The following is a 26,498-nucleotide window of genomic DNA, read 5'->3' on the forward strand; positions in this document are numbered from 1 at the left end:
TTTGAACTCATTGCTATATTACAATGCTTACAAATACCGCATATACTCAAAGTGAAAACAGAAAGATAGAAAACGTCCAGGGGGGTAAGTTTTAATGGTTGATTTCAAACGGCTCGACACTTCCGACACCGGTGAGCAAGACGACGAGACTGAACAGCAAAGCAATGAATTTGCCGCGCTCTACAACGAGAGTCTCAAGGAAAGGCCCGAACGGGACAAAATCATAGAAGGTACGGTGGTTCGTATTGATCAGGATACCGTGCTTGTGGATATCGGCCTTAAGTCGGAAGGTTTTGTAGCGGCCAACGAGTTTCGTGATGCCAATGGCGAGATCACGGTTCAGGTCGGTGACCGCATCCGGGTGCTCATGACCCGTGAAGACGGGAAAAAAGGGTATATCCTCTCGAAAAGAAAGGCCGACTATCTGGCCGCTTGGGAAAAGATCGGCGGTTCCGGTCAGGAAGGCGGCATCATCGAAGGGACCATCACGGCTCGGGTCAATGGTGGTTACACGGTGGATATCGGTGTCCCCGCCTTTCTCCCCACTTCGCAGGTGGATATCAGGCCGTCGTCCGACGCCGACAGCTATATCGGTTTGAAGGCCAAGTTCAAGATCATCAAGCTTAACCAGAAACGCGACAATATTGTACTCTCCCGTCGCGCCATCCTGGAAGAGGAGCGCGCTTCCATTCGCGACGTAACCCTCGCCAAGCTCGAAGAAGGACAGATCGTGGAAGGTATTGTCAAGAATGTTACCGATTACGGGGCGTTCGTTGATCTGGGCGGCGTGGATGGACTGCTGCACGTTTCCGACCTCTCCTGGGGGCGGGTGGGCAAACCGTCCGATATCCTCAAGCCGGGGCAGCAGGTGACCGCCAAGGTGCTCAAGTTCGATCGTACCAAGGGCAAGATTTCCCTCGGCATCAAGCAGACCCTTTCCGATCCGTGGCTGGAGGTGCCGTCTCGGTATCCCCTGGAAAGCCGCATCAGGGGCCGCGTTGTCAGTCTTATGGAGTACGGCGCTTTTGTGGAATTGGAGCCGGGTGTTGAAGGGTTGATCCATGTCTCCGAGATGTCCTGGACCAAACGCGTTCGTCGTGCCGCCGATGTACTCTCGGTCGGAGACGAGGTTGAAGCCGTGGTGCTGGGCATTGACATGGACAACCGCAAGATATCCCTGGGCCTCAAGCAGGTGTCGGAAAACCCCTGGAAAACGATTGCCGAGAAGTACCCGGTTGGTACCAAGATTGAAGGGCAGATCAAGAATATGACCGATTTCGGCATGTTCATCGGCATAGAAGACGGGATCGACGGACTGGTCCACGTGTCCGACATTTCGTGGACCAAACGGGTGAAACATCCCGGCGATGTGTACGAAAAAGCGCAACTCGTCCAGGCGGTGGTACTCAAGGTAGACGTGGACAACGAGCGTCTGTCCCTCGGCATCAAGCAGCTTGAGCCGGATCCCTGGAGCCTTGCTCCCGACAAGTACCGGGCCGGTACCAAGGTCACCGGCAAGGTGACCTCTCTGACCGATTTCGGTGTATTTGTCGAGCTTGAAGAAGGGATTGAAGGTCTGATCCACGTGTCCGAGCTTTCCCGTGAAAAGGTGCCCTCCGCCAAGGAGTTTGCTGCTGTCGGTGACAATCTTGAGGCGGTCGTGCTGAACTGTGATTCCCGTGAGCGTCGCATATCCCTCTCTATCAAGGCGATGCATGCCGCCGCCGAAAAGGAGGAGTTTGCCCAGTATCTGAGTTCTCAGGGAGAGGCCACCTCAAATCTCGGTGAGCTCTTGCAGCAGGAAATCAACAACAAGAACAATCAATGACAATGCAAGTTACCAGAAGCAGGAGGTGATGTGATGACCAAAAGTGAACTGATTGAAAAAGTCGTCCAGACACACGGGATGTTGAATATGAAGGTGTCCGAAGCCTTGGTTAACACGGTTTTCGACTCCATTGAAGAGGCTCTGAAGACCGGTGACAAGGTGGAAATCCGCGGTTTTGGCAGCTTCACGATACGTGAGCGTTCGGGTCGTGAGGCCCGCAATCCCAAGAGTGGGGAAGTCGTCCGCATCCCGGCGAAGAAAACACCGTTTTTCAAGACCGGCAAGGAGTTGAAGGAACGGGTCAACTGCTGAGCAGGCTAAGCCGTTCTTTCGATGGCTGGAGCGCCGCCCGGATGGCGGAACTGGTAGACGCAAGAGACTTAAAATCTCTCGACTCTCGGGTCGTGCCGGTTCGATCCCGGCTCCGGGCACCAGCATAAAACGTTAAAAGGGCTTTGCAGGTTGTACCTGTGAGGCCCTTTTGTGTATGTATCTCGTGTAATTCCAAGTGCGGCGACTCATATCATGAGCATGTTGAAAATTGTTCCGAAAAAGTATACAAACTAATTTGATCTTCATTCTAGATAGCGCACGATCTTTTTTGGATAATGCTTGGGGGAGGTAACATGAGTCTTGTAAAATTGTACGACACAACCCTGCGTGATGGCACCCAGGCGGAAGACATCTCGTTATTGGTGGAAGACAAGGTCCGCATCGCCCATAAGCTGGACGAACTCGGGGTCCAGTATATCGAGGGGGGATGGCCCGGAAGCAATCCTAAGGACGTGGCTTTCTTTAAGGACATCAAAAAGGAAAAGCTCCGGCAAGCCAAGATTGCCGCCTTCGGTTCTACCCGTCGGGCCAAGGTGACACCGGATAAGGACAACAATATTGTCACCCTGATCAAGGCCGAGGCAGATGCCATCACCATCTTCGGCAAAACCTGGGACTTCCATGTCCGCGAGGCGCTGCGCATCTCCCTGGAGGAAAACCTGGAGTTGATCTACGATTCCTTGGAGTACCTGAAAAAGCACACATCGGAAGTCTTTTACGATGCGGAACATTTTTTCGACGGCTACAAGGCCAATCCCGAATATGCCATTAAAACCCTCAAGGCGGCTGAAGAAGCCAAAGCGGACTGCATCATCCTGTGCGATACCAATGGCGGGAGTATGCCGTTTGAGGTGGCCGAGATCATCAAGGCGGTCAAGAAACAGATCAAGACACCGCTCGGCATTCATGCCCATAACGATTCCGAGTGCGCCGTTGCCAACTCCCTGCACGCCGTGGAATTGGGGATTGTACAGGTCCAGGGGACCATCAACGGGTTTGGCGAGCGGTGCGGCAACGCCAATCTCTGCTCCATCATCCCCGCCCTCAAGGTGAAAATGGGCAAAGAGTGCATCAGCGACGAGCAGATGCGCCATTTGCGGGATGTTTCCCGGTATGTCTACGAACTGGCCAACATATCCCCCAACAAACACCAGGCCTATGTGGGTAATTCCGCCTTTGCCCACAAGGGGGGTGTGCATGTCAGCGCCATCCAGCGGCACCCGGAAACCTACGAGCACATGCGGCCTGAATTGGTTGGCAACTGTACCCGCGTCCTTGTTTCGGACCTCTCCGGTCGGTCGAACATCCTGGCCAAAGCCGAGGAGTTTAACATTAATCTTGACAGCAAAGATCCGGTCACGCTGGAAATTCTTGACAATATCAAGGAGATGGAAAATCGCGGGTATCAGTTCGAGGGAGCAGAAGCATCCTTTGAGTTGTTAATGAAGAAGGCGCTTGGGGCTCACCGCAAGTTTTTCAGCGTACTCGGATTCCGCGTTATTGACGAAAAACGGGGCGAAGACCAGAAGCCGCTTGCAGAGGCGACCATCATGGTTAGGGTGGGCGGCAAGGTCGAACATACCGCCGCGGAAGGAAACGGTCCGGTCAATGCCTTGGATAACGCTATTCGCAAGGCTCTGGAGAAGTTCTATCCGAAACTTAAAGAAGTTAAGCTTCTGGACTATAAAGTCCGGGTTCTGCCGGCGGGGCAGGGCACAGCCTCATCTACCCGCGTACTGATAGAGTCGGGCGACAAGCACACGCGCTGGGGAACCGTCGGCGTATCCGACAATATCATCGACGCTTCATACCAGGCGCTTATCGACAGCATTGACTACAAGCTTCACAAGACGGAAGAGCAAGAGTAACGTCTCCGTCGATACGGCGTGGAGGCAGGGCATGGTTCGTTATGACCGCGTAATCCTTCTATTTATCGCTGTAGCTGTTTCGATCCCAGCTGTTATGAAGACCCGCCAAAGTGCGCAGAGTGCCGCTTTGACGGGTCTTTCCGTCTCACAGTCTCCCGCGGGATTTGTGCGTATCGAGGGAGATGTGCTCCATCCCGGCATGTATCCATTGTCCGCCAATATGGTGACGGCTGGCGTCATTAAAATGGCGGTCCCGTCCCATGTTCTGAAAAACCTTATTCCAAAAGCAGTTGAGACCAAACAGCTCAAAAATGGCGATGATATCCGCCTCTCGATTGAGGCGAGCGGGCGCGGTGATATAACCATCGGTTCGATCGGGGCGTCCGAAAGAATAATTATGGGAATTCCCCTTAATATCAACACAATGGTGGTATCCGATTTCGATCGACTCCCCGGCATCGGCCCGGTGGTCGCACGGCGAATTGTCGAGTATCGTCAAAAAAATGGCGGTTTGATGGTCCTGGATGAGTTGCTTGATGTCAAAGGGATCGGTCCAAAGAAGTATGAAATAATTAAAAAATTATTTTAACTATCTGAAATAATACAATTTAGTTTAAGCTTTCCCTTGTCGTTATGCCGCGTTGCTGGAATTGGCATGCATGATGTAAACACTCCTGGGTATCGATTACTGAAATCTTGCTCAAAGGAGGAATGCTATGCAATGTCCACGCTGCAAGGGTCGTATGTTCGCCGAGAAATTTTATGACTTCGTCCGCTCGTTCGATGCATGGAAATGCACATGCTGTGGTGAGATGTTGGACTCCACTATCCTCGCCAATCGGACGCGCTGCAACGATACGCACCTCGGCTGATAGACGCTGAATTTGGTGTTTGAACAAGCAAGGGAACCTGTTTCAGGTTCCCTTTTTGTTTGACACGGGAGCATCGAAAGGATATTGAACACCTTCCAGTTTTTACCGGAAGGAGTAAGACAATGATACGAAATGACGGCCGGGGAAGTTGTGATCTGCGTCCCATCACCATCACGCGCAGGTTCACCAAGCATGCCGAGGGGTCCGTGCTGATCGAATTCGGCGATACGCGGGTCATTTGCACCGCCTCGGTGGAGGAGTCCGTTCCGCCGTTTTTGAGAGGCAAAGGAACCGGGTGGGTAACCGCCGAGTACGCAATGCTGCCCCGTGCCACCCACACGCGTTCGCCGCGCGAAGCGGCCAAGGGAAAGCAGACCGGCCGGACGCTCGAAATCCAGCGCCTGATCGGGCGTTCGTTGCGTGCCGTTACCGATCTGACGCGCTTGGGTGAGCGGTCCATATCTATCGATTGCGATGTAATCCAGGCCGACGGCGGCACGCGGACCGCCTCCATCACCGGAGCCTATGTAGCTCTGGTCGACGCCTTGGCCGGACTCCGCGACAAGGGTGTGTTTGCGGATATCCCGCTTAAAGAGGCCGTAGCCGCAGTCAGTGTCGGCATCATTGACGGTGAACCTCTTCTGGACCTTAATTATCATGAGGACTCCACTGCCGAGGTGGACATGAACTTTGTCATGACTTCCAGCGGCCGCTTTGTAGAGGTTCAGGGCACCGCCGAGGCCGAACCGTTCACCGTCGAGCAGATGGATGCCATGCGGGATCAGGCCATGGGCGGCATCCGGCAGCTTTTCGCATTCCAGCAGGAGGCCTTGCGGGGATGAAAGAGCTTGTTGTCGCTACACGCAACCGGGGAAAATTGCTGGAGATCCAGGCCATGCTGACCGGATTGGTCGCATCAGTCCGTTGCGCCGGGGATTTTACGGGATTTCCGGAGACGGTGGAGGATGGTGCAACTTTCGAAGAAAATGCCCTCAAGAAGGCGCGTGAGGCCGTAAATTTCTGCGGACTACCGGCCCTAGCCGACGATTCCGGGCTGGTGGTGGATGCACTTGAAGGGCGCCCCGGCGTCTATTCGGCCCGTTTTGCCGGCGAAGGGGCAGGGGATGCCGCGAACAATGCCAAGCTGCTCAGCGAACTGGCGGGAGTGCAATGTGAAGTGAAAAAGGCGGCCTTTGTCTGCACATTGGCTTTTGTGACACCTGAAGGCGTTGAGCAGATCTTCACCGGCACGGTGGCGGGGAGCATCCTCGCTTCCGCGCGCGGAGAGGGCGGCTTTGGCTATGATCCGCTATTCCTGGTTGACGGTTATGACCGAACCATGGCGGAACTCAGTGTCGATGAAAAGAATCGTATCAGTCATCGCGGCCAGGCCTTCCGCCTGTTCTGCGAATATCTGCAAAAAGGGTGTGAGAGATCGTGAAGGATGAACGTGAGGTAAAGCGCGGCGGAAAACGTCCCCGGGTTGGTGGGCCCGGTGCCCCCCGGAAAGCTGTCGGTGCCGGAGAATCCCGCTGGGTTCCCCTTATCAAGCGCAACGCGGTGATGGAACTCGCCATAACTGCTCTGGACGAGGACGGTTACGGTACGGCACGCACCGATGAGGGGATGACGCTCAGGATCGGCGGCGCCTTGCCGGGCGATACTGTTTTGACTAAGGTAGATCAAATCTCCCGCGGCACAGTCTACGGTCATCTGCTCAAATTGCTGAAGCCCTCGTCGTTACGCAGCAAGCGCCCACCTTGCACCGAAAGTGCCGATTGCCTTGGTTGCCCTCTGATTGCCATGAAGTACACTGAACAGAAAGTCTGGAAACGGGGCATGATTCTGGCGGAACTGGCCAAGTACGGCGAGTTGGCCGGTATTACCGTTCACCCGTTGCTTTCCCCGGAAAACCTGATCCACTATCGTACTACGGCAAAGCTGACCATAGCCGGCAAGCACTCCGACCCGTTTATCGGCATCTACCGTCGCGCCAGCCACGATGTCTATGATCTGGATCAGTGTCCGCTCCATCATCCGCTTATCAATCGGGTTGTTGAGGCTGTGCGGCTGGGGATCGTCAAGTTGAAGGTGCCGGTGTACAATCCTCAAAGCAAGATGGGGCTGTTGCGCTATCTTGTTGTGCGGGTTTCCGTGCATGAGCGCAAGGCCATGGTGGTCTTTGTGTCGGCCAAGCGTTCCTATAACGAGATTCACCACCTGGGGCGCTTTGTCCAGGAGATGATACCCGAAATCGAGGTCATGGCCCAGAACGTCAATGCCTCTGAGGGGAATGTCATTCTGGGGCAGAAGGATTTCTTCCTGACGCCGCAGCACTATCTGACGGAGCGGATCGGCGACGTTGCCTTCCAGGTTTCTCCCCGGTCGTTTTTTCAGGTCAATAATTCGGGTGCCCGTCTGATTTATGAACAGGTGAAACAGTGGGCTTGCTTGAGTGGGGGTGAAAGAGTACTCGACCTCTACTGCGGTATCGGCGGTATCGCGTTGTTCCTGGCCGACCAGGCGACACAGGTGATCGGCATTGAGGTTGTGGAGGAGGCTGTGGCTGATGCACAGCGGAACGCAAAGCTCAATGCCCGTAGAAACTGCCGCTTCGAAGCGGGAGATGCGGCGGAACTGCTGGAAGAGCTGGCAGAAGAGGGGCAGCGGATCGACGTTGCGGTACTTAACCCACCCCGTAAGGGATGCGCGCCGGAAGTGCTTGGGATGGTCACAGGCCTTGCCCCGGCCAGGATTATCTACGTTTCATGCTCTCCCCAGAGCCTGGCGCGTGACTTGTCTGTACTGAAAACCCGTGGGTATAGTTGCCGGGAAATACAGCCGGTTGACATGTTTCCACAAACGGTACATGTGGAAAACGTGGCCCTGCTTGAAAAAACCGATAAATAGACTTGACAAGCTCGCGGTATGTTGCTATTACTTTTCAGCTTTCTTGTATAGGCGCGTAGCTCAGGGGGAGAGCGCTACCTTGACACGGTAGAGGTCGGCGGTTCGAGACCGCCCGCGCCTACCATAGCAGAAGCAGTGCTTAAGCAAAGCGGCAAGCGTGGGCATCGATGTTTCGATGCCTTTTCTGTTTGGATGCCTCAAGGTCGGTAGTACACAGGAGATTGGTATGGCAAGTATCAATATCACACTTCCTGACGGTTCCGTAAGGGAGCTTCCCGTAGGTGCGAGCGTTTTCGATCTGGCAGCCTCCATAGGAGCCGGACTGGCAAAAGCCGCCTTGGCCGGCAAGGTCGATGGCGAGTTGGTTGACCTCTCCGCACCACTAAGCGATGGCGCGCGGGTGGAGATCATAACCGAAAAAAGTCCCGAAGCCCTGGATATTATCCGGCATTCGGCCTCTCATCTGATGGCCCAGGCGGTGAAGGAGCTGTTTCCCCAAGCCAAGGTAACCATCGGTCCGGCCATAGAGACCGGTTTTTATTATGACTTCGACGTGGAACGGCCCTTTACCCCTGAAGACCTGGAGCGGATTGAGGCCAAGATGGCCGAGTTCGCCGCCGCCGATCTGAAGGTTGAGCGTCAGGTGCTGACCAGCGATGAGGCCATCCGTATGTTCGAAGGAATGGGTGAGCCCTACAAGACCGAGTTGATCAACGACCTCAGTGTTGAGACTGTATCGGTCTATAGCCAAGGTGGGTTTGCCGACCTCTGCCGCGGTCCCCATGTGCCGAGCACCTCCCGTATCAAGGCCTTCAAGTTGCTTTCCATCGCTGGCGCCTATTGGCGCGGTGACGAGAAGAACCGCATGTTGCAGCGCATCTACGGTACTGCCTTTGTGGACAAGAAGGAGCTTGAGGCCTATCTGAATCGCCTTGAAGAGGCCAAGCGTCGCGACCACCGCAAACTGGGCCGGGAGTTGGATCTTTTTTCCTTTTCTGACGAAGTCGGCGCCGGTTTCGCTATCTGGCACCCCAAGGGGGCCATGCTGCGCACGATCCTGGAGGACTTCGAACGTAAGGAGCACCTCAAGCGTGGCTATGATATCGTAGTGGGCCCACAGATCCTCAAGACCGAGTTGTGGCAACGTTCCGGCCACTACGAGAATTACCGCGAGAACATGTACTTCACCGAGGTGGATGAGCAGGGGTTCGGCATTAAGCCGATGAACTGCCTTGCCCACATGATGATCTATAAATCACAGCTTCGCAGCTATCGCGACCTGCCGTTGCGCTTTTTCGAGTTGGGGACGGTGCACCGTCACGAGCGGGCCGGCGTTCTGCACGGTCTGTTGCGGGTGCGCTGTTTTACTCAGGACGATGCCCACATACTCTGTACTCCCGAGCAGTTGGATGCCGAGATCAAGGGTGTTCTTTCCTTTGTCAGCGATGTCATGACCATCTTCGGATTTGATTACGAGATGGAGCTATCAACCCGCCCGGAAAAATCCATTGGTGACGATGCGGCTTGGGACTTGGCCACCAACGCGCTTCTGTCGGCTCTCAAGGATACCGGTCGCCCTTATGAGATCAACGAGGGGGACGGCGCTTTCTACGGCCCCAAGATAGACATCAAATTGCGCGATTGTCTTGACAGACGGTGGCAGTGTGCTACTATTCAGTGCGATTTTACCCTTCCGGAGCGTTTTGACCTTCACTACATCGGGCCGGATGGGGAAAAAAAGCGGCCCGTCATGGTTCATCGGGTAATCCTCGGTTCCATTGAACGCTTTATCGGCGTTCTGATAGAGCACTTTGCCGGCAGTTTCCCATTGTGGCTCGCGCCGGTTCAGGCCATCGTGCTGACCGTTACCGATAATCAGATACCGTTCGCCCAAGAGGTTCATGCTCTTCTCAGGGAGGCCGGTGTCAGGATTCAGTCGGATTTTCGCAATGAAAAGCTGAGCTTCAAGATTCGTGAGGCCCAGTTGCAGAAGGTCCCCTACATGCTGGTCATAGGTGACAAGGAAGTGGAGCAGGGGGTCGTAACGCCACGCTATCGCGACGGTAAGAACCTGCCGCCCATGAAGCCAGCCGATTTTGTCGAATTCATTGCCTTGGAATGCAGGAACTTCAAGTAATTCAGGAGGTGCAGTCATAGCAAAACCGACCGTGAACATCAATAATACCATCCGCGCCACAGAGATTCGCGTCATCGGCGCCGATGGTGAGGCGCTCGGCGTCATTCCTACTTCCAAAGCGCTTGAACTCGCCGAACAACAGCAACTCGACCTGGTGGAAGTCTCTCCGACTGCGGTTCCGCCTGTCTGCCGGATCATGGACTACGGTAAGTTCAAGTACCAGCAGAGCAAGAAGCTGCAGGAAGCCAAGAAAAAACAGGTTCATGTCGAGGTCAAAGAGATCAAGCTGCGGCCTAAAACAGATGAACATGATCTCATGTTCAAGATCAAGCACGTCAGGCGTTTTCTCGAAGAGGGGAACAAGGCAAAAGTAACGCTGGTATTCCGGGGGAGGGAAATTACCCACATGGATATCGGGCGAGCTGTAATCGAGCGCTTTGCCTCCGAGTTGCAGGATGTTGCCGTGATCGAATCGCAGCCGCGTGTCGATGGCCGTAATATGTTTATGATTGTTGCACCGAAGGTGAAAAAATAACGGATTTTTAATTACGTTTTACCATTTATACATAAGGAGAAGAGTCCATGCCGAAGATCAAAACGAACCGCGGAGCCGCCAAGCGCTTTAAAAAAACGGGAACGGGCCGCATCAAGCGCAGCCAAGCCTTTACCAGCCATATTCTGACCCCCAAGACCCGCAAGAACAAGCGGAACCTGCGTCAGAGCTCTATGGTGGCCGATGTGGACCAGAAAAATATCGCCAAGTTGATCCCCTACAAATAGGGCACTTCCATAACCGGTTTTCACCGATTTGCATGACCCGGTTGGCGTGCGGGAACGAGGTGTCGGGGTGCGAACGTACCTTGACGCCAACCTGAAGGCACCAACCCCCTGCAAACAGGCGAAACGGCATAATGCCAAGAACCATGAGGACCTGTCTCCCCTTATGGATCGGGCGAAATTCATCATGAAGGAGTAGAACATGCCACGCGTAAAAAGAGGATTCAAAGCGAGACGCAGACGCAACAAGGTGTTAAAACTTGCCAAGGGTTACCGGGGCGCACGGAGCAAATTGTTCCGCAGTGCGACCGAGGCTGTTGACCGTGCCCTAAATTACGCATTCCGCGACCGTCGCGTCAAAAAGCGTGATTTCCGCAGTCTGTGGATCACCCGCATCAATGCGGCTTCCCGTCTCAACGGGCTGTCGTACAGCAAATTTATCTTCGGTCTCAAAAAAGCCAACGTGCAGATCGATCGTAAGGTTCTTGCGGACATTGCCGTATCCGATCCGACCGGATTCAGCCAGATTGCTACCCTGGCCAAGGCTGGTATCTAAGCACACCGGTTTTGATTTCAAAACTGAGGGAATGGGATGAAAGAGTCCCATTCCTTTTTTTGTAATGTTCGTGAATCGGCAAGGTTTCTCTTCTGCCCAGTTTTGTATTTTGCGCATGTCCGTGCTGCGAACGCCCGTGAGTTTTTCCCTCTTCACGGGATTCACGAGGACATCAAGAAATTTTGCAATTCGCTGACTACGGGGTCACTACATGCGGGAACAACTTGAACAATTAAGGAAAGAGGCCATACAGGCCATAGCAGCCGCCTCCGGTGAGGAAACCCTTCAGGAGGTCAGGATCAAGTTCCTGGGTCGTAAAGGGGAACTGACCGCCCTTATGAAAGGGCTCGGTGCACTCAGCCCCGAGGAACGGCCGATAGTCGGGCAGTTGGTCAATGAAGTCAAGGAAGAGGTCGAGGCCAGCCTTGAGGATGCCCTGAAAACGGCCCGCGAGGCGGTCAAGACGCAGCGGCTGCAATCCGAGCGGATCGACATCACCTTGCCCGGCCGTCGCCCGGTTAGCGGCACCAAACACCCCATCAGTCTCGTGGTCGAAGAAATCAGCGATATCTTTGCCGGCTTGGGCTTTTCGGTTGCAGAGGGCCCGGAGATTGAGCACGACTGGTACAACTTCGAGGCGCTCAACTTTCCCCCAGAGCATCCAGCCCGGGACATGCAGGACACCTTTTTCGTCGAAAATAACCTGCTGCTCCGCACCCACACGTCGCCTGTCCAAATTCGGACGATGCTGAAGCAGAAGCCTCCGGTGCGCATCATTGCTCCCGGTACGGTCTACCGCTGCGATTCCGATGCCACCCATTCCCCCATGTTTCACCAGATAGAGGGACTGATGGTGGACAAGGGCATTACCTTCGGCGACCTGAAAGGTATTTTGACCATCTTTACCAACCAATTATTCGGGCAAAAGACCGGCGTTCGTTTACGCCCCAGCTTTTTCCCATTTACCGAGCCCTCTGCCGAGGTAGATATCGCCTGTGTTATCTGCGGCGGCAAAGGATGCCGGGTCTGCAAGAACAGCGGCTGGCTTGAAATACTGGGTGCCGGCATGGTTGATCCCGAAGTCTATCGTCACGTCAATTACGATGCTGAAGAGGTGTCCGGTTTTGCCTTCGGAATGGGGATCGAACGCATCGCCATGTTGAAATATGGTATCAACGATATGCGCCTGCTTTTTGAAAACGACGTGCGATTTTTGCGGCAGTTTTGACATAGTTCTTCCTGCGTCCTGCTGTCGAGCGTGTATGCATCTGTCTATCGTGCCGAATAGCTATTGAATCCGAACAATTTATGGTGTCCTGATATGAACGTTACCTATAACTGGCTCAAGGAATTCGTTGATTTTGACCTCACACCCGACCAATTGGCCGACCTGCTCACCATGCTCGGGCTCGAGGTGGAGAGGATGGAGAAGCTTGGCGAGGGGATGGATGATGTGGTGGTGGCCGTGGTCGAGGAAAAACGACAGCACCCCAACGCGGACAAGCTCTCCTTGTGCCGGGTGAACAACGGCACCGAGGTTCTGGACGTGGTATGCGGCGCCCAGAACTTCAAGCAGGGCGATACGGTCGCTTTGGCCAAGATCGGGGCAACGCTCCCCGGCGATTTTAAAATCAAGCGCTCCAAGATCCGTGGCGAAGAGTCCTGCGGCATGCTCTGTTCAGAAAAGGAGTTGGGTCTGGCCGCGGAAAGCGCCGGTATCATGGTTCTGAATGCGGGCCTCACACTCGGTACACCGGTTTTTGCCGCCCTGGGTCTGAAGGACACCCTGTTTGAGATCGGTCTGACCCCCAACCGCGCCGATTGCCTCAGCGTCGTGGGCGTTGCCCGCGAAATCGCCGCCAAGCTGGGCAAAAAGGTCCGTTGTCCCGAGATCGCCCTTAACGAGGCGGTTGAACCCGTGGATAAGAGCATCAGTGTGACGATCGAAGACGCCGAATACTGCCCCCGCTATGCCGCGCGCTACCTGGGTGGTTGCCGCATAGCGCCATCCCCGGAATGGCTGGTGAAACGGCTTAATGCCATTGGCGTACGGTCGATCAATAACGTTGTGGACGTCACCAACCTGGTGATGATGGAACTGGGACAGCCCCTGCATGCCTTTGATTGCGACCGCCTCGCCCGACAGCGGATTGTTGTGCGCCGTGCCGGCGACGGAGAACTGTTCACGACCCTTGACAGTCAGCAGCGTATCCTCTCTGGGGATGACTTGGTCATCTGTGACGCCGAGCGTCCGGTTGCCCTGGCCGGCATCATGGGTGGCGAAAACTCAGAAATTGCGGATACCACCACGAATATCCTTTTGGAAAGCGCCTGGTTTCTTCCGTCAGCCATCCGTAAGACCAGCAAGAGGCTTGGCCTGCACACCGAATCCTCACACCGTTTCGAGCGAGGTGTGGATATCGGTGGCGTGACGCGTGCGCTTGACCGTGCAGCGGCATTGATCGGAGAGTTGGCTGGTGGACGTGTGGCCAAGGGGTGCCTGGATGTCTATCCCGGCAAACGTGAGCCGGCAGCAATTCCGTTTCGTCCGGAACGAGCTAACGCCTTGATCGGGATAGAGTTGCCTCACGAAGAGATCATTGCCATCCTTGAACGGCTCGAATGCGCGGTTGGGAAACTCTCCACAGGGGCACTGACGGTAACGCCGCCCAGCTACCGGATCGACATCGAACGCGAGGTCGACCTGGTCGAGGAGATCGCCCGCATGAACGGATTCGACCGGATTCCCGCGACTCTGCCAAGGGCGCAGGTGGTGTCGGATCGTCCGACACGACACCAGCAGATGGAGAAAAGCGTCAGGGATGCCCTTGTCGAACACGGCATGAACGAGATTATCAACTTCAGCTTCACTGCACCGGGGGCTGCCGATAAGCTGCTACTCGCCGCGGATGATCCACGCCGCAGCACGATCCGTCTGGCTAATCCACTGGTGGACGAGCAGTCGGTCATGAGGACCACCCTCTTGCCCGGGGTTCTTGAAACGGTCGCCCGCAATGTCAGCTTCCGCTCTCTCGATCTGAAACTCTTTGAGATGCGCCGTGTGTATCTACCCAGCCAGGGGGATGATATGCCGCGTGAACCGCTGTATGTGGTGGGAGCCCTGACCGGCTCCCGCGACGGACTGGGGTGGAGCCGCACCAATGAGCCGGTTGATTTTTATGATGCCAAAGGGATCATGGAAAACCTGCTCGACCTGTTGGGTGTCGGCAATGTGAAATGGGTGGCCGATACACCTGACCCGTTCTATCATCCCGGCAAATCTTGCAGTATTATGGCAGGCAGGGAGCGGATCGGTTCAGTCGGGGAGTTGCACCCTACGGTTCAGGAAAATTTTGGCTTGGACAAGCCTGTCTATTGTTTTGAACTCGATTTTGAAAAGGTGCTGATCCTTACACGTCAGAAGCGGACCATCTCGGCTCCATCCCGTTTTCCCGACAGCACCCGGGACATCGCCATGTTGGCCCCTGTGGAACTGCCGGTGGAAAAAATCATCGAGTGCATCCATGGTGTCAAGGCCAAAGAGGTTGAAAAAATTGATATTTTTGATCTGTATCTCGGCAATGGAATCCCGGAGGGGTGCAAAAGCGTCGCCATCCGTATCCGGTACCGCTCATATGAACGTACCCTCACGGATGACGAGATCGGAAAACTGCACGGAAAGATTGTCGACACCCTTGTGAATAAGGTAAAAGTATCAATAAGATAAAAACCTGTTGCGTAATGCGGTCCCCTATGTTATAAAAATTGCCCTTTGTTAACACGCTGTAGAACTTGAGCAGATTGAGGTTGTTATGACCAAAGCCGACATCGTAGAAAGAATTCACCAGAAGATTGGCTTCTCGAAAAAGGAATCCGCTGAAATGGTCGAAACCGTTTTCAGTATCCTGAAGAGTACTTTGGAGGATGGCGAAAAGATCAAGATAGCAGGTTTCGGCAATTTCGTTGTCAAGCGGAAAGCTGACCGGAGGGGGCGTAATCCCCAGACAGGCGAGACCATAACCATCAACGCTCGGCGCATCCTTACCTTCAAGCCGAGTCAGGTTCTCAAAAACGCTATCAACTCTGCAACGAAAGAGGGCAAATAAGCGTATATCACCATGGGCACCACCTTCCCCGACAAACTGTACTACAAGATCGGCGAGGTTGCTCAAATGGTGGGCGTCAGGACATCGGTTCTTCGCTTCTGGGAGACTGAGTTCACGTTTCTAAAGCCGGAAAAGAGTACAACAGGGCAACGGCTATATTCCAAGCGGGAAGTAGATTTAATCCTTCTGGTACGTCGGTTGCTCTACGACGAGAAATTTACCATTGAAGGTGTAAAAAAACGGATAACCCCCAAGGGTAAGGTCATCTCTGAAGATGAACAACCCCCGGCAGCCCCCACGGAGAAGCATCTCTTGCTGTTACGGGACATCAGGGATGAGCTTTTGCTCTTGCGGAAGCAGATGTAGCATATCGGTGCGTAGCGCAGCCTGGTAGCGCACTAGACTGGGGGTCTAGTGGTCGCTGGTTCGAATCCAGTCGCACCGACCATTTCAAAGTCCGGCACAGTCCGGACAAGTACAAAAGCCTCGGAAATCCGGGGCTTTTTCTTTTCCTGTTGTCCAAAATCATCCATCCAAGTATACTCAAATCCAAAGACTTTCGGTATATACTGAAGGTGTAAATATACCGATACCGAAACCCGTATACCGAAAAAGGGGGAAATCGCATGCCTAAAAGGATTGCGCCACTTTCGGAGTTGCAGGTTCGTAATGCGAAACCGCAAGCGAAACAGGTCACTCTTTTTGACGGTGGAGGACTCTATCTACTGATTACTCCCACCGGCGGAAAGCTCTGGAGATTGAAATATAGCCTTCTCGGTAAGGAAAAGTTACTTGCACTTGGGGCCTACCCCGAGATTTCTCTTGCTGATGCCCGCCAGCGGCGTGAGGATGCACGAAAGCAGGTTGCCAATGGAATTGATCCTGGGGAAGTGAAGAAGGCTAAAAAATCGTCGATTGAAGCAAACGATGAGAATAGCTTCGAGGTAGTTGCCCGTGAGTGGCATGGCAAATTTCTTTTGAACAAGTCTGACAGTTACCGTGACAAGATGCTGGCGAATTTCGAGCGTGATGTCTTCCCGTGGATAGGGAAGATTGCCGTAAATGATTTGAAGGCCCCGGAACTGCTTACGGTACTACGTAGAATTGAAGGTCGTGGCGCTCTGGAAACGGCTCACAGGACCCGTTCGGCGTGTAGCCAGGTGTTGAGGTATGCTGTCGCCACAGGAAGGGCTGAAAGAGATTGTGCTTCGGATTTGATCGGGGCATTGCCACCATACAAAAAAGGGCATCGCGCAGCACTTACTGATCCGAATGATGTTGCACCGCTTCTAAGGGCAATTGATGACTATCAGGGAACATTTCCAGTCAAATGCGCATTGAAGCTTGCCCCACTCCTTTTTGTCCGTCCTGGTGAGCTCCGTAAAGCGGAATGGTCAGAAATTGATTTTGATGTAGCTGAATGGAGGATTCCCGGTGACAAGATGAAGATGAAGATTCCTCATATTGTTCCCTTGGCCTCCCAGGCGATAGCAATCCTGAAAGAACTTTATCCGCTGACAGGGCATTCCGAGTATCTTTTCCCGTCCCCTCGATCACCACTTCGCCCCATGAGTGATAATGCGATACTTTCAGCACTCAGGCGTATGGGATTTGAGAAGGACGAAATGAGCGGTCATGGTTTCAGAGCCTTAGCCCGAACGATACTTGATGAAGTTTTGCATGTTCGCCCCGATTATATAGAACACCAGCTAGCTCATGCTGTCAAAGACCCCAACGGAAGGGCCTATAACCGAACGGCTCATCTTGTTGAACGTAAGAAGATGATGCAGGCGTGGGCAGATTATCTCGATTCCCTAAAATCAATGTTATAACTATCTGTTATTGTTCAATAAACAATATTTACATGGTATGATATGAGTGATAAAGAATATAAAAGAGCAATTTTACAACTATCTCGGCAGTTAACGCCATTAGAGAAAAAATATGGTTACAAGCATAAGAACAAAAATATAGACACCAACTTATCGAATATATTACGTAATATCATATATGTTAAACCTAACCCAATGTTTTATGCAATGGCTTGGGAAAAGGCTTTTATCGATAGTCCAAATGTGTCTGAAGATGATGTTTCAACTGCAATAAAATACTTCTCAAAAGGCAAAGAATTTTTCAGTTATTTATCAAGCAGACCAGATTCAAACATATTATTTGTTCAACTATATAAAACAAAAGGTTTATTTGAGCCATTAATACTAATAGAAAATCAAAAATATACTGATTTAGACAAAAAATACCCCTTGTGCTTCCCTGAACCTTACTCCCTGAATATGGAGTTAGAGAAAGAAATAAACATGTTTAAGGACTATGTGAAGGCAAATGATCTAAATGATACGTTATCAAGGTATGTTTCTAACATAATATACGATAATAGAGTGTTAACAAATACACTTAAAATTGAAATATCAAGAGCACAATTTGCTATAACTATAATGGTATTAGGTAATATGCCAGAGTACGACACAAAAATAGCAGTGAACAAGGCTAAATTGATAATGTCTGGAATGGAATCAAGAAAGCCAACTAAAATACTTACTCATGTTTTGTGTTGTATTATATATGGTCTGTTGCAAAGACATGCAAAATCCGCTGCACAAAAAGGCAAAGCTCATTGCAGAGGATTAACAGCAAATATTGTGAACTTTATTTCTCCTAAAGATGAAAACCAAAAGCCATATTCAAGTATTACCTGTAGAGGCGTGGAAGTGGCCTTAACTGGCAAATAGAAGTCTTTCACACATATAGATTTATTCCTTTGCAAGGGGCGACATTTTTGTCGCCCCTTTTTGTTAAAAATATATCACACATTCAGCTGTAAGAAAAAATGACAGCTGAATGTTTAAAATAACGAATTATAACAATAAGTTAGCTTGACGGTTTGTGGTGGTGTCATGGTAAGGTTAGCTATCTGAACTCGGGAGGAAAGATATATGGATGCAGACCGTTTAGTTCGTTTGAAAGAAGTTCTTCATTACATCCCAGTTGGAAAATCTAGCTGGTGGGAGGGGGTTCGATCAGGCCGCTATCCTGCACCAGTACATCTGGGGCCACGAACTACGGCATGGAAATTGTCCTCAATTATGAAGCTCGTAAATGGGGAGGAGTCGAAATGAAAAATTCTCAGAGCCAACAGAAAGGAGACACTACTGTGACAACCCAAACGACACATAATCATTCAATCTCCTGCAGCGTGAGTAATTCAGGAACTCAATGTATTGAATTGTCATCAGAAGCTCTGCCCGGTTGGATTGGCAATTTTGTTGCCCTGGCTTGCCGGGATTCCGAAGCACATCCGGCAGCTGTCCTGATTACGTTACTTTTGCGTTTTGCCGCAGAATGCGAGGGACCATACGTCTTGATCGGAGATGCAAAGCAGTGGGCGCGAACTTTTGGGGTTATTGTGGGTGACAGTTCCAGGGCACGGAAAGGGACTTCTTCCAAGCCGGTCATGAAGCTGTTTACAGGACTTGAAGGGGCAGCTCGATATTCGCCAGGCCCGCTTTCAACAGGTGAAGGGCTTATCTATGCGGTCAGGGACGCGACGTTCGGTATTGATAAAAAGACTGGTGAAGAAATTATCATTGATCCCGGTGTCACAGACAAGCGGCTTTTCTTTCACGAAGAGGAGTTTCAACCAGCACTTTCCAGTACTCGCCGAGATGGTAGTACCCTTTCGGCGATTATCAGGGGGTTCTATGACGATGGCAATGCCGAACCAATGACAAAGACCAGCCGGATAAAGGCGACAAAGGCCCATGTGGTGATTCTTGGGCATATCACTAGGGCGGAGTTAAGACTTATGAGCCAAGTCCAGATGTTTAACGGGTTCGCCAATCGCTTCCTCTGGATTCATGCTCAACGACAGAAGCTGGTAGCGTTGCCCAAACCGATTCCCAAGGAAGAGATGGAGAAATATCGGCGAATCATTGCCAAGTGCGTCAAAGAGGCAAGGAAATTGAGGGTGGTACGGCTTACCAAAGAGGCAAAGGACTACTGGCAGGAAGTTTACCGTAGCCTTTCTGGCGAACATCCAGGCGCTTTTGGAGCGATTACTAGCCGTACCGAAACCCATACCATACGCTTGGCACTGATCTATGCCCTTGCAATGAACAAAAAAAATATCTCTGTATCTGAACTGAAAGCAGCACTGGCACTCGTTACCTATGCTCAGCAAACAGCCATGACTCTCTTCAGCGAAGATGCAGCAGGTGTCCATCACGAGAAGATTCTCCAGGCATTGCGTAATGCCCCTGAACACCGAATGACAAAAACTGAGATCAGCCGTGATGTTTTCAAAAAGAATGTCGAGGCAATGGAGATCAAGCGTGTTCTCGATGGGATGGCTGAGCGAGGAATTCTGCGAATTGAAGTGGTCAAGAAGGATGGCCACAAAATAACCATCGTGCACCTAATTTCGTAGTCCTGACGCTAGCGAGAGGCAGCACACGGCATGATAGTGGTGTTGTCCACATGTGTACGAATCTACGAATTTACGAATTGATTGAGTAGAATCAGACTTTGCCGCCTTGTCAGGTGACGCTTGAGAGTCACCCCCACATTGCCGTCATCGCGAGCGATATCTTCAAGTAAAAATAATTTAGCATACAACCAAAATATAGGAGAAACAGACATGTTTATCGAGATTCACGGACTTAATATGGTCATCCATGGGATGGGTAAACAAGATATTATAACTCTCTGTGACTGTTATCTTGGGCTCAAATTTGATGCCTTTACCACCATCAAAGAACATGAAGGTGGTAAGTATCTAGAAAAACGCTACAAATTTCCGAATGAGGATGCTAAGGAGAGTGTGTACATCCAATTCAAAGATAGAAAACCCGATTCCATGACGATTGTTAATCTTAAGGGCTCATTTTTTGATAACTCACCCGACTTCCGATTGTCAAAACTTCTGGCATGGCTTGCCAAGTACCAATGGACGCCAAAACAGCTTGATGTAGCTTATGTTGACGATGATAACTACTTGTCGATAGATAAGATAATTTGTTGGTGTGAAGATAGAAAAAAGTATTGTGCCGGTAGCCTTTTTGGAAACAGGCCGAAGATTCTGCGTGAAGAAAAGGACTTTGATGCAATCCGATTAGCAAAAGCAACGTCAACTACCAACTATGGAACAATTTATGTCCGCGATACTGGCCATGTACGAATTGAAATTAAGATCAAAAACATAGATAAGATACTGTACTTGCTTGACTCATATGATGATAAGAAACCACGTAAATTCAACGATAGGAGCCTTAAGCTCTTGGTTAGTTGCATCGACTTTATAACCTCTAAGACGAAAAAAACTAGAGATCCTGATCAATATGTTCGACAGCATTCATGGAGGCAATTTCTTGGATCAGACACTAAGAAAATTACCTTTAAGCAAATCGTAGAAAGAAGACGGAGTACAAGAGGAACATCTAATAGGATCACATTTGACAAGAAGATTAGGCGTACAGCTACCATGGTCAAAAACATGGTAGAGCGTCTCTCTGTTGAACACGCACTGGAGGATATATTCAAAATATTTGCAGAAAAAAGCGGATACAGATTAAAAAAGACGAAAACATACATTGATTTAGATGTAAAGGATGATATGTAGTGTTATCAAAATATTGTTATTTGACTAAAAGCTTATCATAAGTATAAATAAATTATATATATAACAATATACTATCAATAACACTACAGGTATAGTGTAATATCAATTAACAATAACTCGTATAGCCATTTACTAAAGTAATCAATTCAGACTAAGGTCAACGTTGATATGACAGTTGTGAGGCTATTCTGGTTAATGTAGTAACTGAGATGTGGTTAACTGTTTTGGTTATGTATAAAAACAAGTTGCGTGAAAACATGGGCTGTTTGATGGTTCTTTTGTGCCATTCTGAGCCGTACTCAGGCCGGTTAACACCGAGTTTTGGGTGTGATTCTCCTTTCCTGTGTATAGTGCAGCATTCTTGAAAAAGGGGCAACATTTGCCGTGTTGCGGGCAAATTTATCAACAAACAAAGTAACCAAATACGCCCTTGGAATTGGGGCAAATGTCATTACCACGGGCAATCAAGCGGCAATGGAAAGTGGTGTGGGCAAATCGTCGGTGTAGATGAATTGGTGCATATGGCTGTTCGTCCTCCCGAAGGCATCCTGAATATAGCTATGGAAATCCCAAAAGTTGCGGAAGAGGGTGTCTGAATCCTTCTCCAAATCGGAGGCTCGATGTTCTTCAGGGTAATCTTCATCTGGTAAATTTGCCTGATAGGCGGCATTATCTATCCTGAGTTAACTATCAGTAATCCGGCCGCATTTATTTCTTAACTTTGGCCGGTTTTCCCTGTTCTTCCATTAACTCAGCAAATTTTTTCCACGTGAGCCGATGCTTTTTGACGGAGTTTCCAGCCGGGAGCCATTCAATATTACCTTTGCTGATTAGCAGCGTCCCTAGCTTTGAACCATCTTGCTTTACTTCAATCTCTACATCTTTATGCAGCACCATTTTTTCGTTTAAGTTCAAAGATACTTGATGAGCCATGATTTTCCTCCGATAGCTTTGATAGAGTAATGCTTATTTATTGATCGCTTGCTTTAAAACGGTGCTCGGTTTGAACGTCAATACACGTCTGGCCTCAATGGTGATTGTTTCGCCAGTTTGCGGGTTGCGGCCACGGCGATCCATCTTCTGTTTGACAATAAAGCTGCCAAAACCTGAAATCTTCAGCGTCTCTCCCGATTCGAGGGTGTTTTTCATGATGGAGAATAAGGATTCCATCATCTCGACAGATTCTTTCTTTGAATACCCGGTTGCGGAATGAATCCGCTCTGCGATATCGGCTTTGGTCATGTACATCCCCGTTGCGTGTATTTCCAGCCTCGGCGCATATTACAAGGATAAATCACATATTTCCAGTACATTCAGGAGGTTGTTTGTTCAAATTCAAATGCAGTAAGGATTTTTTCGCGCGACGCAGTATGTCGTGTGCATGTGCGATAATGATATCCACCTGCGTACTCCGAATACGGGCACATGCTGGCGCCGTTGAGCAAGTCGCTGTTGGTGGATTGCGAGGATGATTTCGACCATTACCCATGGTCCCGGACAGGATTGTTAAGATTGCCTTCCCGATTGCACAGAAGACCCCTCACGATGACGAGGTTCAGAAGCTTGAGGACGAAAACAAATCGCCTACTCTGAACGGCCAGACCGCCGTAACTATATCGGCCACGGCCATGCAGCCTGGAAAGGATTTATTATGATAGAGCATTCAGAAATGCAACCCGGTATTTACGCCATCGGAATCGAGAAAACCAAGCCGCCATCAGCCGATCATATTGGAAGTGTTGTTTTCCGAGTCGAAGCCCTGTGTGGGGCTCCTGGCGGGGGAAACACTTCGGAGCACCTTTCATTTGTCACTATCGATTCGTACGGAGATAGCGGCAAGTGCGACATTGCTCCGCTGCTCAGCACCCTTGGTGATGCTGATATCGTCTTTGTCTTGGCCGGACTCGATGAAAACGATGACATTTTGCTGGGGCGAATCTGTGGTGCAATATTCGAGGACAGTATCCGAACGTTCTTGGTGCTGCGGGATGCCCCAGAGGCCACTAAGGCGGGTGTTACTGGTAATGTTCCAAAGGCCTCTGTGGACGGGGTAATTGTCTTAGGTGCTTCATCCCTGGATACCTCCAGTACAACCCTATCGTGCGATAATCGTGATCCCCAAGCGCTGGGCTATCTACTCCCTCCGGTAATCCGCGCGATTGCTGACGTGATAATCCGCCCGTCATGTGTTGGGATTGACCTTGTTGACGTGCTGGATCTCCTTTGCGGAAAACTCACAAGGTTCGGCACCGGCAGCGCACATAGCGGTAACAGGCCAATTATTGCGACAGAACAGGCGGTGGCCAGCCTAACAGACCAGGGGATTAACCTATCGGAAATAGATGACGTGTTGTGCAATCTCAACGGGCCATCTAGTCTGTGCATGGATGATTTTGATTCCATTTGCCACTATCTGCATACTCGATTTGATGATGACATTACTTGGTTTGTCCCCATTTTTGACGACCACCTAGGGGATAATATTGTGGTGAACCTCATGGCGACGCTAAGGGTGAGTGGCTGCACGATTCCTGGCTGGATTGATATCTGTGACAGAGTCAAGCGAACACACCACATCGTGCGGCCATCGATGTCGTTTTGCTTTGATGACAAATGAGAATAATTCGTTTTGACGTTGTGGGGGAGGGTGGCAATGCATGAGTTCAATCGAAATGCGTTATTGGCAGGGCTGGAATCGTCACTTGAAGAGCAGGGTCGTCTGCATGGCTGCACACGCAACGACGTGCAGCGGGGGAATCTCAAATATGCCTTCCAAGAGGTAGTTCCGGCAACTCATACGGAAGGTGCTTTCGTAGTCTGGGCGGGAACCCGATGCCAGCCGGCGCATGATGTCGTCGATGAATATTGCCGCCGAAAAGCGGGCCAGGAATCACGATTGTTCGACCATGAAGTGCTGAGCCTGAAAGGGTGGTGCCAGCCAGACACGCAGCGTATTTTGGTGTTTCGCGAACAGATTGAGTCGCTGGTAAAGGAACTATCGGGTAACGGTGACGGGAAGACCATTGCCAACGGAATCTATCGGTTCTGTGAAACTGGGGCAGGAACCAGCTTGGATGAGTTCATGGGTATGGTCATAAGCAAAGGCGAGCTATCGGCGGGGGTTATTTCCGATTTATACGATTACATCAAGGAACGTTACGCCAGCTCGTTGCCATACGCTTGGTGCTCGACAATAGTGGAGCGGGCATTGCACTCAGCCGGTCAATACAGACCTGACGAACCTTAGAGGCCGCTCAGCATCCCTTTCAGTCCGTTCAGCACTATCTTTTGTTTGCTCTCGTCCAACCCTCTGATTGTGCCTGAAATCTCGGCAAGTTCATTCTCCAGTTGGCGATTGATGGACGCCGCAGAAAGATTCATCAAGTCGGCCAATTCCATTTCTAACACGTTGGCGATCAGGAAAATGCTGTAGATCGAGGCATTGACGCAGCCGCGCTCGATCTCGCTGATGTAGGTAGGATGCAGTTCCGCGAGTTCGGCCAGCTTCTCTTGCGACAGGCCCCGTTTCTTCCGCCGGGCACGTATCGCACTCCCCAAGGCTATCAAAAAATCTTCTTGTCTCATGTGTTCAGAACATAAGCGAAATCCTTAATAAGGTAATAGGCGATTGGCTTTATTATTTGACAACATAGTCTATATATGAAATTATTTCGATGATTTTGCCAATTGGCTGAGTTTTGTTCCCGACAAGGAGGATTCCATGAAAAGACTGCTGTACCTCATATTCCTGCTGGTGGCTGTCTCGGGCTGCGCAACGCCGCCGATAGTCATGGAGAATCACGTCCAGCGAAAGGTTTTCACCCCATGCGCCAGCGATACCTTCTGTTTCCAAAGCGCATATGACGTGACTTGGGATTCCTGGTGCAATGCCAATGACCGGCAGTGGCCCAGGCATGGCTGTGGAGGGTACGACTACGATTATCCGGTATCCTCACGGAGTAAGGAAACTGTCGTTCTGACCGGGGCCGATGGCTACTTGGTAACACTCCCGGCGGGCGGCAATATCGTCATGCCCCAGGAGACGGCCAAGGGGGTGGCACATGATTAGCTGGCAACCGGCAATGAGAGTATCTGCCACCGTGATTGCCGCTGTGACCCTACTTGGCGGCTGTGCCGATGTTGCCATGATCGAGCCCCATGAGCGGTATGTCATGAACGAGCAGCTCAAGGTGGCGCCGAGTCAAACAACGGCGGGCCGCTTCAACGCGCAAATGATCTTCTTGGCGGATCAGATCGAACGGAACGTGGACCGCAAGAGCCTGGAAAACACCTTCATCGTCACCAGCTTCACCAACCTCAATAAACTCTCGGAAACAACCCCGTTTGGCCGGCTGGTGGCTGAGAACCTGATACATGAACTACAAGTGCGTAAATGGAAGGTTTTCGAGGTCCGGCTGACCAAGGATGTGGTCATCAACGAAACCGGCGAGTTCTCATTGAGCCGCGATATCAAGAAGCTCCGGGATATGTACAAGATCGGCGGGATTGTGACCGGCACCTATTCCGTGGCGGAAGATCACGTTATCGTCAACGCCCGGATCATCGACATCGACAGCGGACTGGTGGCTTCGTCGGCACAGGTGCATATGCCGGTCAACTGGTTTACCGACTCATTGCTGTTCAGCGAAGAGAACCGCAAGCCCATGAAGATTGTCGGTGATACGCCAATCCTACCAAATGGGACGGACATACAATGAAACTGGTACGGAAAGGCCGCCTCTCATGATCCGACGATTCCTTGTGGCTGTGGCTGGTATCGCTATCACCCAGGCCTTGACCGGCTGTGCAACCTACAACTCCTATCACCCCGAAGCCTATGGGGCCTGTTACAATAAGACGCTGCCGGTACTGCTCGATGCCACCGACCTGAAAGCGCTGTTCCAGGATATCGCCGCCGAACTGTGCGTGGATACCTGTGCCGAGTGCGCGGCACGGACCTCAGACGGCAAAGCGGCCATACCGGCCAGCGCACCGAACGACGAAGCTAATCGCCTGACCGTGCTCGTCACCGACTTTGCCGATCTCCAAACCTTCATACCGAACCAGCCCGGCCTCTTGATGGGGGAACTGATGCGGGCCAGCCTCAATAAGACCTGTTGCTACAAAATCATCCAGGCCGAGTTCGCCAAATACTTCAAACTGTCGGAAAGCGGGCTGGTGGTGCTGACGCGCAACGTGAACGAGATTAAGAAGGATGAGTATTTCCAGTCCGAGGCGATAGTGGGAACCTACAACTACCTGAGCAACAACAAGGTGGTCATATTTGTCAGAAGGATCAACATGACAACCGGGAAGATATCCCGGATGGTGACGCGGGAGGTCAATTATTCGTGCCTCGGGAGGTCGTTGAAGTATTCGGTCAATTGAGTCTTTTGTTGATAGGCACCGAAATATGGTCCCGTGTTGGAGCTTGGATTGACCCACCTTCAACGTAGTTTCAGGAATACAAGAATGTCAT

30 protein-coding genes and 3 tRNA genes are annotated in these 26,498 nt (G+C 51.2%); 29 read left to right on the top strand and 4 right to left on the bottom strand.

Features of this window, described 5'->3' with window-relative positions; all coding sequences use genetic code 11:
* Positions 1–94 precede the first annotated feature (94 nt).
* From LDN12_RS06845 to LDN12_RS06955, 24 genes are all read left to right on the top strand, one after another.
* Positions 95–1,828 (top strand): 30S ribosomal protein S1, encoded by a 1,734-nt coding sequence (locus tag LDN12_RS06845; protein ID WP_223921934.1) that lies wholly within the window; start codon positions 95–97, stop codon positions 1,826–1,828.
* 33 nt (positions 1,829–1,861) lie between these two features.
* A complete protein-coding gene (locus tag LDN12_RS06850; RefSeq protein ID WP_223921935.1) occupies positions 1,862–2,140 on the top strand; it encodes an integration host factor subunit beta in 279 nt (92 codons plus the stop codon).
* A gap of 35 nt (positions 2,141–2,175) precedes the next feature.
* A tRNA-Leu gene (locus tag LDN12_RS06855) sits at positions 2,176–2,262 on the top strand.
* 192 nt (positions 2,263–2,454) lie between these two features.
* A complete protein-coding gene (cimA, locus tag LDN12_RS06860) occupies positions 2,455–4,029 on the top strand; it encodes a citramalate synthase (protein WP_223921936.1) in 1,575 nt (524 codons plus the stop codon).
* A 31-nt stretch (positions 4,030–4,060) separates the two neighbouring features.
* The gene (locus LDN12_RS06865; protein WP_223921937.1) at positions 4,061–4,618 is read left to right on the top strand and encodes a helix-hairpin-helix domain-containing protein; all 558 of its coding nucleotides are present in this window, start codon (positions 4,061–4,063) and stop codon (positions 4,616–4,618) included.
* A gap of 408 nt (positions 4,619–5,026) precedes the next feature.
* On the top strand, positions 5,027–5,743 hold the full coding sequence (gene rph / locus LDN12_RS06870) for a ribonuclease PH (protein WP_223924038.1): 717 nt from the start codon (positions 5,027–5,029) through the stop codon (positions 5,741–5,743).
* Complete coding sequence (locus LDN12_RS06875; protein WP_223921938.1) at positions 5,740–6,342, top strand: XTP/dITP diphosphatase; 603 nt, start codon at positions 5,740–5,742, stop codon at positions 6,340–6,342. The genes rph and LDN12_RS06875 overlap by 4 nt, the downstream gene beginning before the upstream one ends.
* Positions 6,339–7,811, top strand: a complete 1,473-nt coding sequence (gene rlmD / locus LDN12_RS06880) for a 23S rRNA (uracil(1939)-C(5))-methyltransferase RlmD (protein ID WP_223921939.1) — start codon at positions 6,339–6,341, stop codon at positions 7,809–7,811. The genes LDN12_RS06875 and rlmD overlap by 4 nt, the downstream gene beginning before the upstream one ends.
* A 49-nt stretch (positions 7,812–7,860) precedes the next feature.
* A tRNA-Val gene (locus tag LDN12_RS06885) sits at positions 7,861–7,935 on the top strand.
* A gap of 102 nt (positions 7,936–8,037) precedes the next feature.
* Positions 8,038–9,948: a threonine--tRNA ligase gene (thrS, locus tag LDN12_RS06890; protein ID WP_223921940.1), complete on the top strand. Its 1,911-nt coding sequence runs from the start codon at positions 8,038–8,040 to the stop codon at positions 9,946–9,948.
* Between the two features lie 16 nt (positions 9,949–9,964).
* Positions 9,965–10,483, top strand: coding sequence for a translation initiation factor IF-3 (gene infC, locus LDN12_RS06895; protein WP_223924039.1), 519 nt, complete (start codon positions 9,965–9,967; stop codon positions 10,481–10,483).
* A 47-nt stretch (positions 10,484–10,530) separates the two neighbouring features.
* The gene (gene rpmI / locus LDN12_RS06900) at positions 10,531–10,728 is read left to right on the top strand and encodes a 50S ribosomal protein L35 (protein WP_223921941.1); all 198 of its coding nucleotides are present in this window, start codon (positions 10,531–10,533) and stop codon (positions 10,726–10,728) included.
* Between the two features lie 67 nt (positions 10,729–10,795).
* On the top strand, positions 10,796–10,924 hold the full coding sequence (locus tag LDN12_RS17870) for a hypothetical protein (protein ID WP_274382200.1): 129 nt from the start codon (positions 10,796–10,798) through the stop codon (positions 10,922–10,924).
* Positions 10,925–10,927: 3 nt separating this feature from the next.
* Positions 10,928–11,281, top strand: coding sequence for a 50S ribosomal protein L20 (gene rplT / locus LDN12_RS06905; RefSeq protein WP_223921942.1), 354 nt, complete (start codon positions 10,928–10,930; stop codon positions 11,279–11,281).
* A 211-nt stretch (positions 11,282–11,492) separates the two neighbouring features.
* The gene (gene pheS / locus LDN12_RS06910) at positions 11,493–12,509 is read left to right on the top strand and encodes a phenylalanine--tRNA ligase subunit alpha (RefSeq protein WP_223921943.1); all 1,017 of its coding nucleotides are present in this window, start codon (positions 11,493–11,495) and stop codon (positions 12,507–12,509) included.
* Between the two features lie 93 nt (positions 12,510–12,602).
* Entirely contained in the window at positions 12,603–15,008 is a 2,406-nt protein-coding gene (gene pheT / locus LDN12_RS06915; protein WP_223921944.1) for a phenylalanine--tRNA ligase subunit beta, read from the top strand.
* 85 nt (positions 15,009–15,093) lie between these two features.
* Positions 15,094–15,387 carry an integration host factor subunit alpha gene (locus tag LDN12_RS06920; RefSeq protein WP_223921945.1) on the top strand — a complete coding sequence of 98 codons (294 nt, stop codon included), beginning with the start codon at positions 15,094–15,096 and terminating at the stop codon, positions 15,385–15,387.
* Positions 15,388–15,399: 12 nt separating this feature from the next.
* Positions 15,400–15,753: a MerR family transcriptional regulator gene (locus tag LDN12_RS06925; RefSeq protein ID WP_223921946.1), complete on the top strand. Its 354-nt coding sequence runs from the start codon at positions 15,400–15,402 to the stop codon at positions 15,751–15,753.
* Between the two features lie 5 nt (positions 15,754–15,758).
* Positions 15,759–15,835, top strand: a tRNA-Pro gene (locus LDN12_RS06930).
* Positions 15,836–16,013: 178 nt separating this feature from the next.
* The gene (locus tag LDN12_RS06935) at positions 16,014–17,219 is read left to right on the top strand and encodes an integrase arm-type DNA-binding domain-containing protein (RefSeq protein ID WP_223921947.1); all 1,206 of its coding nucleotides are present in this window, start codon (positions 16,014–16,016) and stop codon (positions 17,217–17,219) included.
* Between the two features lie 42 nt (positions 17,220–17,261).
* Positions 17,262–18,134 carry a hypothetical protein gene (locus LDN12_RS06940; RefSeq protein ID WP_223921948.1) on the top strand — a complete coding sequence of 291 codons (873 nt, stop codon included), beginning with the start codon at positions 17,262–17,264 and terminating at the stop codon, positions 18,132–18,134.
* A gap of 204 nt (positions 18,135–18,338) precedes the next feature.
* Positions 18,339–18,521: an AlpA family transcriptional regulator gene (locus LDN12_RS06945; RefSeq protein WP_223921949.1), complete on the top strand. Its 183-nt coding sequence runs from the start codon at positions 18,339–18,341 to the stop codon at positions 18,519–18,521.
* On the top strand, positions 18,470–19,828 hold the full coding sequence (locus tag LDN12_RS06950) for a DUF3987 domain-containing protein (protein WP_223921950.1): 1,359 nt from the start codon (positions 18,470–18,472) through the stop codon (positions 19,826–19,828). Before LDN12_RS06945 ends, LDN12_RS06950 begins: the two co-directional genes overlap by 52 nt.
* A 210-nt stretch (positions 19,829–20,038) precedes the next feature.
* On the top strand, positions 20,039–21,019 hold the full coding sequence (locus LDN12_RS06955) for a hypothetical protein (RefSeq protein ID WP_223921951.1): 981 nt from the start codon (positions 20,039–20,041) through the stop codon (positions 21,017–21,019).
* Between the two features lie 451 nt (positions 21,020–21,470).
* Here the strand turns inward: LDN12_RS06955 and LDN12_RS17975 are convergent, their stop codons facing one another.
* Genes LDN12_RS17975 through LDN12_RS06970 form a run of 3 tightly spaced genes read right to left on the bottom strand, consistent with a single transcriptional unit; the run spans position 21,471 to position 22,261 of the window.
* On the bottom strand, positions 21,471–21,689 hold the full coding sequence (locus LDN12_RS17975) for a plasmid pRiA4b ORF-3 family protein (protein ID WP_223921952.1): 219 nt from the start codon (positions 21,687–21,689) through the stop codon (positions 21,471–21,473).
* Positions 21,690–21,727: 38 nt separating this feature from the next.
* On the bottom strand, positions 21,728–21,952 hold the full coding sequence (locus tag LDN12_RS06965; protein ID WP_223921953.1) for a hypothetical protein: 225 nt from the start codon (positions 21,950–21,952) through the stop codon (positions 21,728–21,730).
* 33 nt (positions 21,953–21,985) lie between these two features.
* Positions 21,986–22,261, bottom strand: a complete 276-nt coding sequence (locus tag LDN12_RS06970; protein ID WP_223921954.1) for an integration host factor subunit alpha — start codon at positions 22,259–22,261, stop codon at positions 21,986–21,988.
* Positions 22,262–22,670: 409 nt separating this feature from the next.
* On the opposite strand from LDN12_RS06970, the gene LDN12_RS06975 reads away from it, so the two are divergent.
* Entirely contained in the window at positions 22,671–23,636 is a 966-nt protein-coding gene (locus LDN12_RS06975) for a hypothetical protein (protein WP_223921955.1), read from the top strand.
* A 36-nt stretch (positions 23,637–23,672) separates the two neighbouring features.
* On the top strand, positions 23,673–24,266 hold the full coding sequence (locus tag LDN12_RS06980; RefSeq protein ID WP_223921956.1) for a hypothetical protein: 594 nt from the start codon (positions 23,673–23,675) through the stop codon (positions 24,264–24,266).
* Here the strand turns inward: LDN12_RS06980 and LDN12_RS06985 are convergent.
* Positions 24,263–24,604: a helix-turn-helix domain-containing protein gene (locus LDN12_RS06985; protein ID WP_223921957.1), complete on the bottom strand. Its 342-nt coding sequence runs from the start codon at positions 24,602–24,604 to the stop codon at positions 24,263–24,265. The genes LDN12_RS06980 and LDN12_RS06985 overlap by 4 nt on opposite strands.
* A gap of 136 nt (positions 24,605–24,740) precedes the next feature.
* Here LDN12_RS06985 and LDN12_RS06990 point away from each other — a divergent pair, with 136 nt between their 5' ends.
* The 3 genes from LDN12_RS06990 to LDN12_RS07000 are packed head-to-tail and all read left to right on the top strand — an operon-like array spanning position 24,741 to position 26,407.
* Positions 24,741–25,088, top strand: a complete 348-nt coding sequence (locus LDN12_RS06990) for a lipoprotein (protein WP_223921958.1) — start codon at positions 24,741–24,743, stop codon at positions 25,086–25,088.
* A complete protein-coding gene (locus tag LDN12_RS06995) occupies positions 25,081–25,737 on the top strand; it encodes a FlgO family outer membrane protein (protein ID WP_223921959.1) in 657 nt (218 codons plus the stop codon). The genes LDN12_RS06990 and LDN12_RS06995 overlap by 8 nt, the downstream gene beginning before the upstream one ends.
* 25 nt (positions 25,738–25,762) lie before the next feature.
* On the top strand, positions 25,763–26,407 hold the full coding sequence (locus tag LDN12_RS07000) for a FlgO family outer membrane protein (RefSeq protein WP_223921960.1): 645 nt from the start codon (positions 25,763–25,765) through the stop codon (positions 26,405–26,407).
* Positions 26,408–26,498: the final 91 nt, after the last annotated feature.

This window comes from Geobacter sp. AOG2 (assembly GCF_019972295.1).
Taxonomy (GTDB): Bacteria; Desulfobacterota; Desulfuromonadia; order Geobacterales; family Pseudopelobacteraceae; genus Oryzomonas.

Coding starts and splice junctions, on each gene's coding strand:
- LDN12_RS17975 (WP_223921952.1), bottom strand. CDS start 21,689: ATGCCGCCTATCAGGCAAATTTACCAGATGAAGATTACCCTGAAGAAC.
- LDN12_RS06945 (WP_223921949.1), top strand. CDS start 18,339: ATGGATGCAGACCGTTTAGTTCGTTTGAAAGAAGTTCTTCATTACATC.
- LDN12_RS06955 (WP_223921951.1), top strand. CDS start 20,039: ATGTTTATCGAGATTCACGGACTTAATATGGTCATCCATGGGATGGGT.
- LDN12_RS06970 (WP_223921954.1), bottom strand. CDS start 22,261: ATGACCAAAGCCGATATCGCAGAGCGGATTCATTCCGCAACCGGGTAT.
- LDN12_RS06965 (WP_223921953.1), bottom strand. CDS start 21,952: ATGGCTCATCAAGTATCTTTGAACTTAAACGAAAAAATGGTGCTGCAT.
- LDN12_RS06865 (WP_223921937.1), top strand. CDS start 4,061: ATGGTTCGTTATGACCGCGTAATCCTTCTATTTATCGCTGTAGCTGTT.
- LDN12_RS06850 (WP_223921935.1), top strand. CDS start 1,862: ATGACCAAAAGTGAACTGATTGAAAAAGTCGTCCAGACACACGGGATG.
- LDN12_RS06845 (WP_223921934.1), top strand. CDS start 95: ATGGTTGATTTCAAACGGCTCGACACTTCCGACACCGGTGAGCAAGAC.
- pheT (WP_223921944.1), top strand. CDS start 12,603: ATGAACGTTACCTATAACTGGCTCAAGGAATTCGTTGATTTTGACCTC.
- LDN12_RS06935 (WP_223921947.1), top strand. CDS start 16,014: ATGCCTAAAAGGATTGCGCCACTTTCGGAGTTGCAGGTTCGTAATGCG.
- LDN12_RS06875 (WP_223921938.1), top strand. CDS start 5,740: ATGAAAGAGCTTGTTGTCGCTACACGCAACCGGGGAAAATTGCTGGAG.
- LDN12_RS06940 (WP_223921948.1), top strand. CDS start 17,262: ATGAGTGATAAAGAATATAAAAGAGCAATTTTACAACTATCTCGGCAG.
- thrS (WP_223921940.1), top strand. CDS start 8,038: ATGGCAAGTATCAATATCACACTTCCTGACGGTTCCGTAAGGGAGCTT.
- cimA (WP_223921936.1), top strand. CDS start 2,455: ATGAGTCTTGTAAAATTGTACGACACAACCCTGCGTGATGGCACCCAG.
- rpmI (WP_223921941.1), top strand. CDS start 10,531: ATGCCGAAGATCAAAACGAACCGCGGAGCCGCCAAGCGCTTTAAAAAA.
- LDN12_RS06975 (WP_223921955.1), top strand. CDS start 22,671: ATGATAGAGCATTCAGAAATGCAACCCGGTATTTACGCCATCGGAATC.
- LDN12_RS06995 (WP_223921959.1), top strand. CDS start 25,081: ATGATTAGCTGGCAACCGGCAATGAGAGTATCTGCCACCGTGATTGCC.
- LDN12_RS06990 (WP_223921958.1), top strand. CDS start 24,741: ATGAAAAGACTGCTGTACCTCATATTCCTGCTGGTGGCTGTCTCGGGC.
- LDN12_RS06980 (WP_223921956.1), top strand. CDS start 23,673: ATGCATGAGTTCAATCGAAATGCGTTATTGGCAGGGCTGGAATCGTCA.
- LDN12_RS06920 (WP_223921945.1), top strand. CDS start 15,094: ATGACCAAAGCCGACATCGTAGAAAGAATTCACCAGAAGATTGGCTTC.
- rplT (WP_223921942.1), top strand. CDS start 10,928: ATGCCACGCGTAAAAAGAGGATTCAAAGCGAGACGCAGACGCAACAAG.
- LDN12_RS07000 (WP_223921960.1), top strand. CDS start 25,763: ATGATCCGACGATTCCTTGTGGCTGTGGCTGGTATCGCTATCACCCAG.
- LDN12_RS06950 (WP_223921950.1), top strand. CDS start 18,470: ATGGAAATTGTCCTCAATTATGAAGCTCGTAAATGGGGAGGAGTCGAA.
- LDN12_RS06985 (WP_223921957.1), bottom strand. CDS start 24,604: ATGAGACAAGAAGATTTTTTGATAGCCTTGGGGAGTGCGATACGTGCC.
- LDN12_RS06925 (WP_223921946.1), top strand. CDS start 15,400: ATGGGCACCACCTTCCCCGACAAACTGTACTACAAGATCGGCGAGGTT.
- pheS (WP_223921943.1), top strand. CDS start 11,493: ATGCGGGAACAACTTGAACAATTAAGGAAAGAGGCCATACAGGCCATA.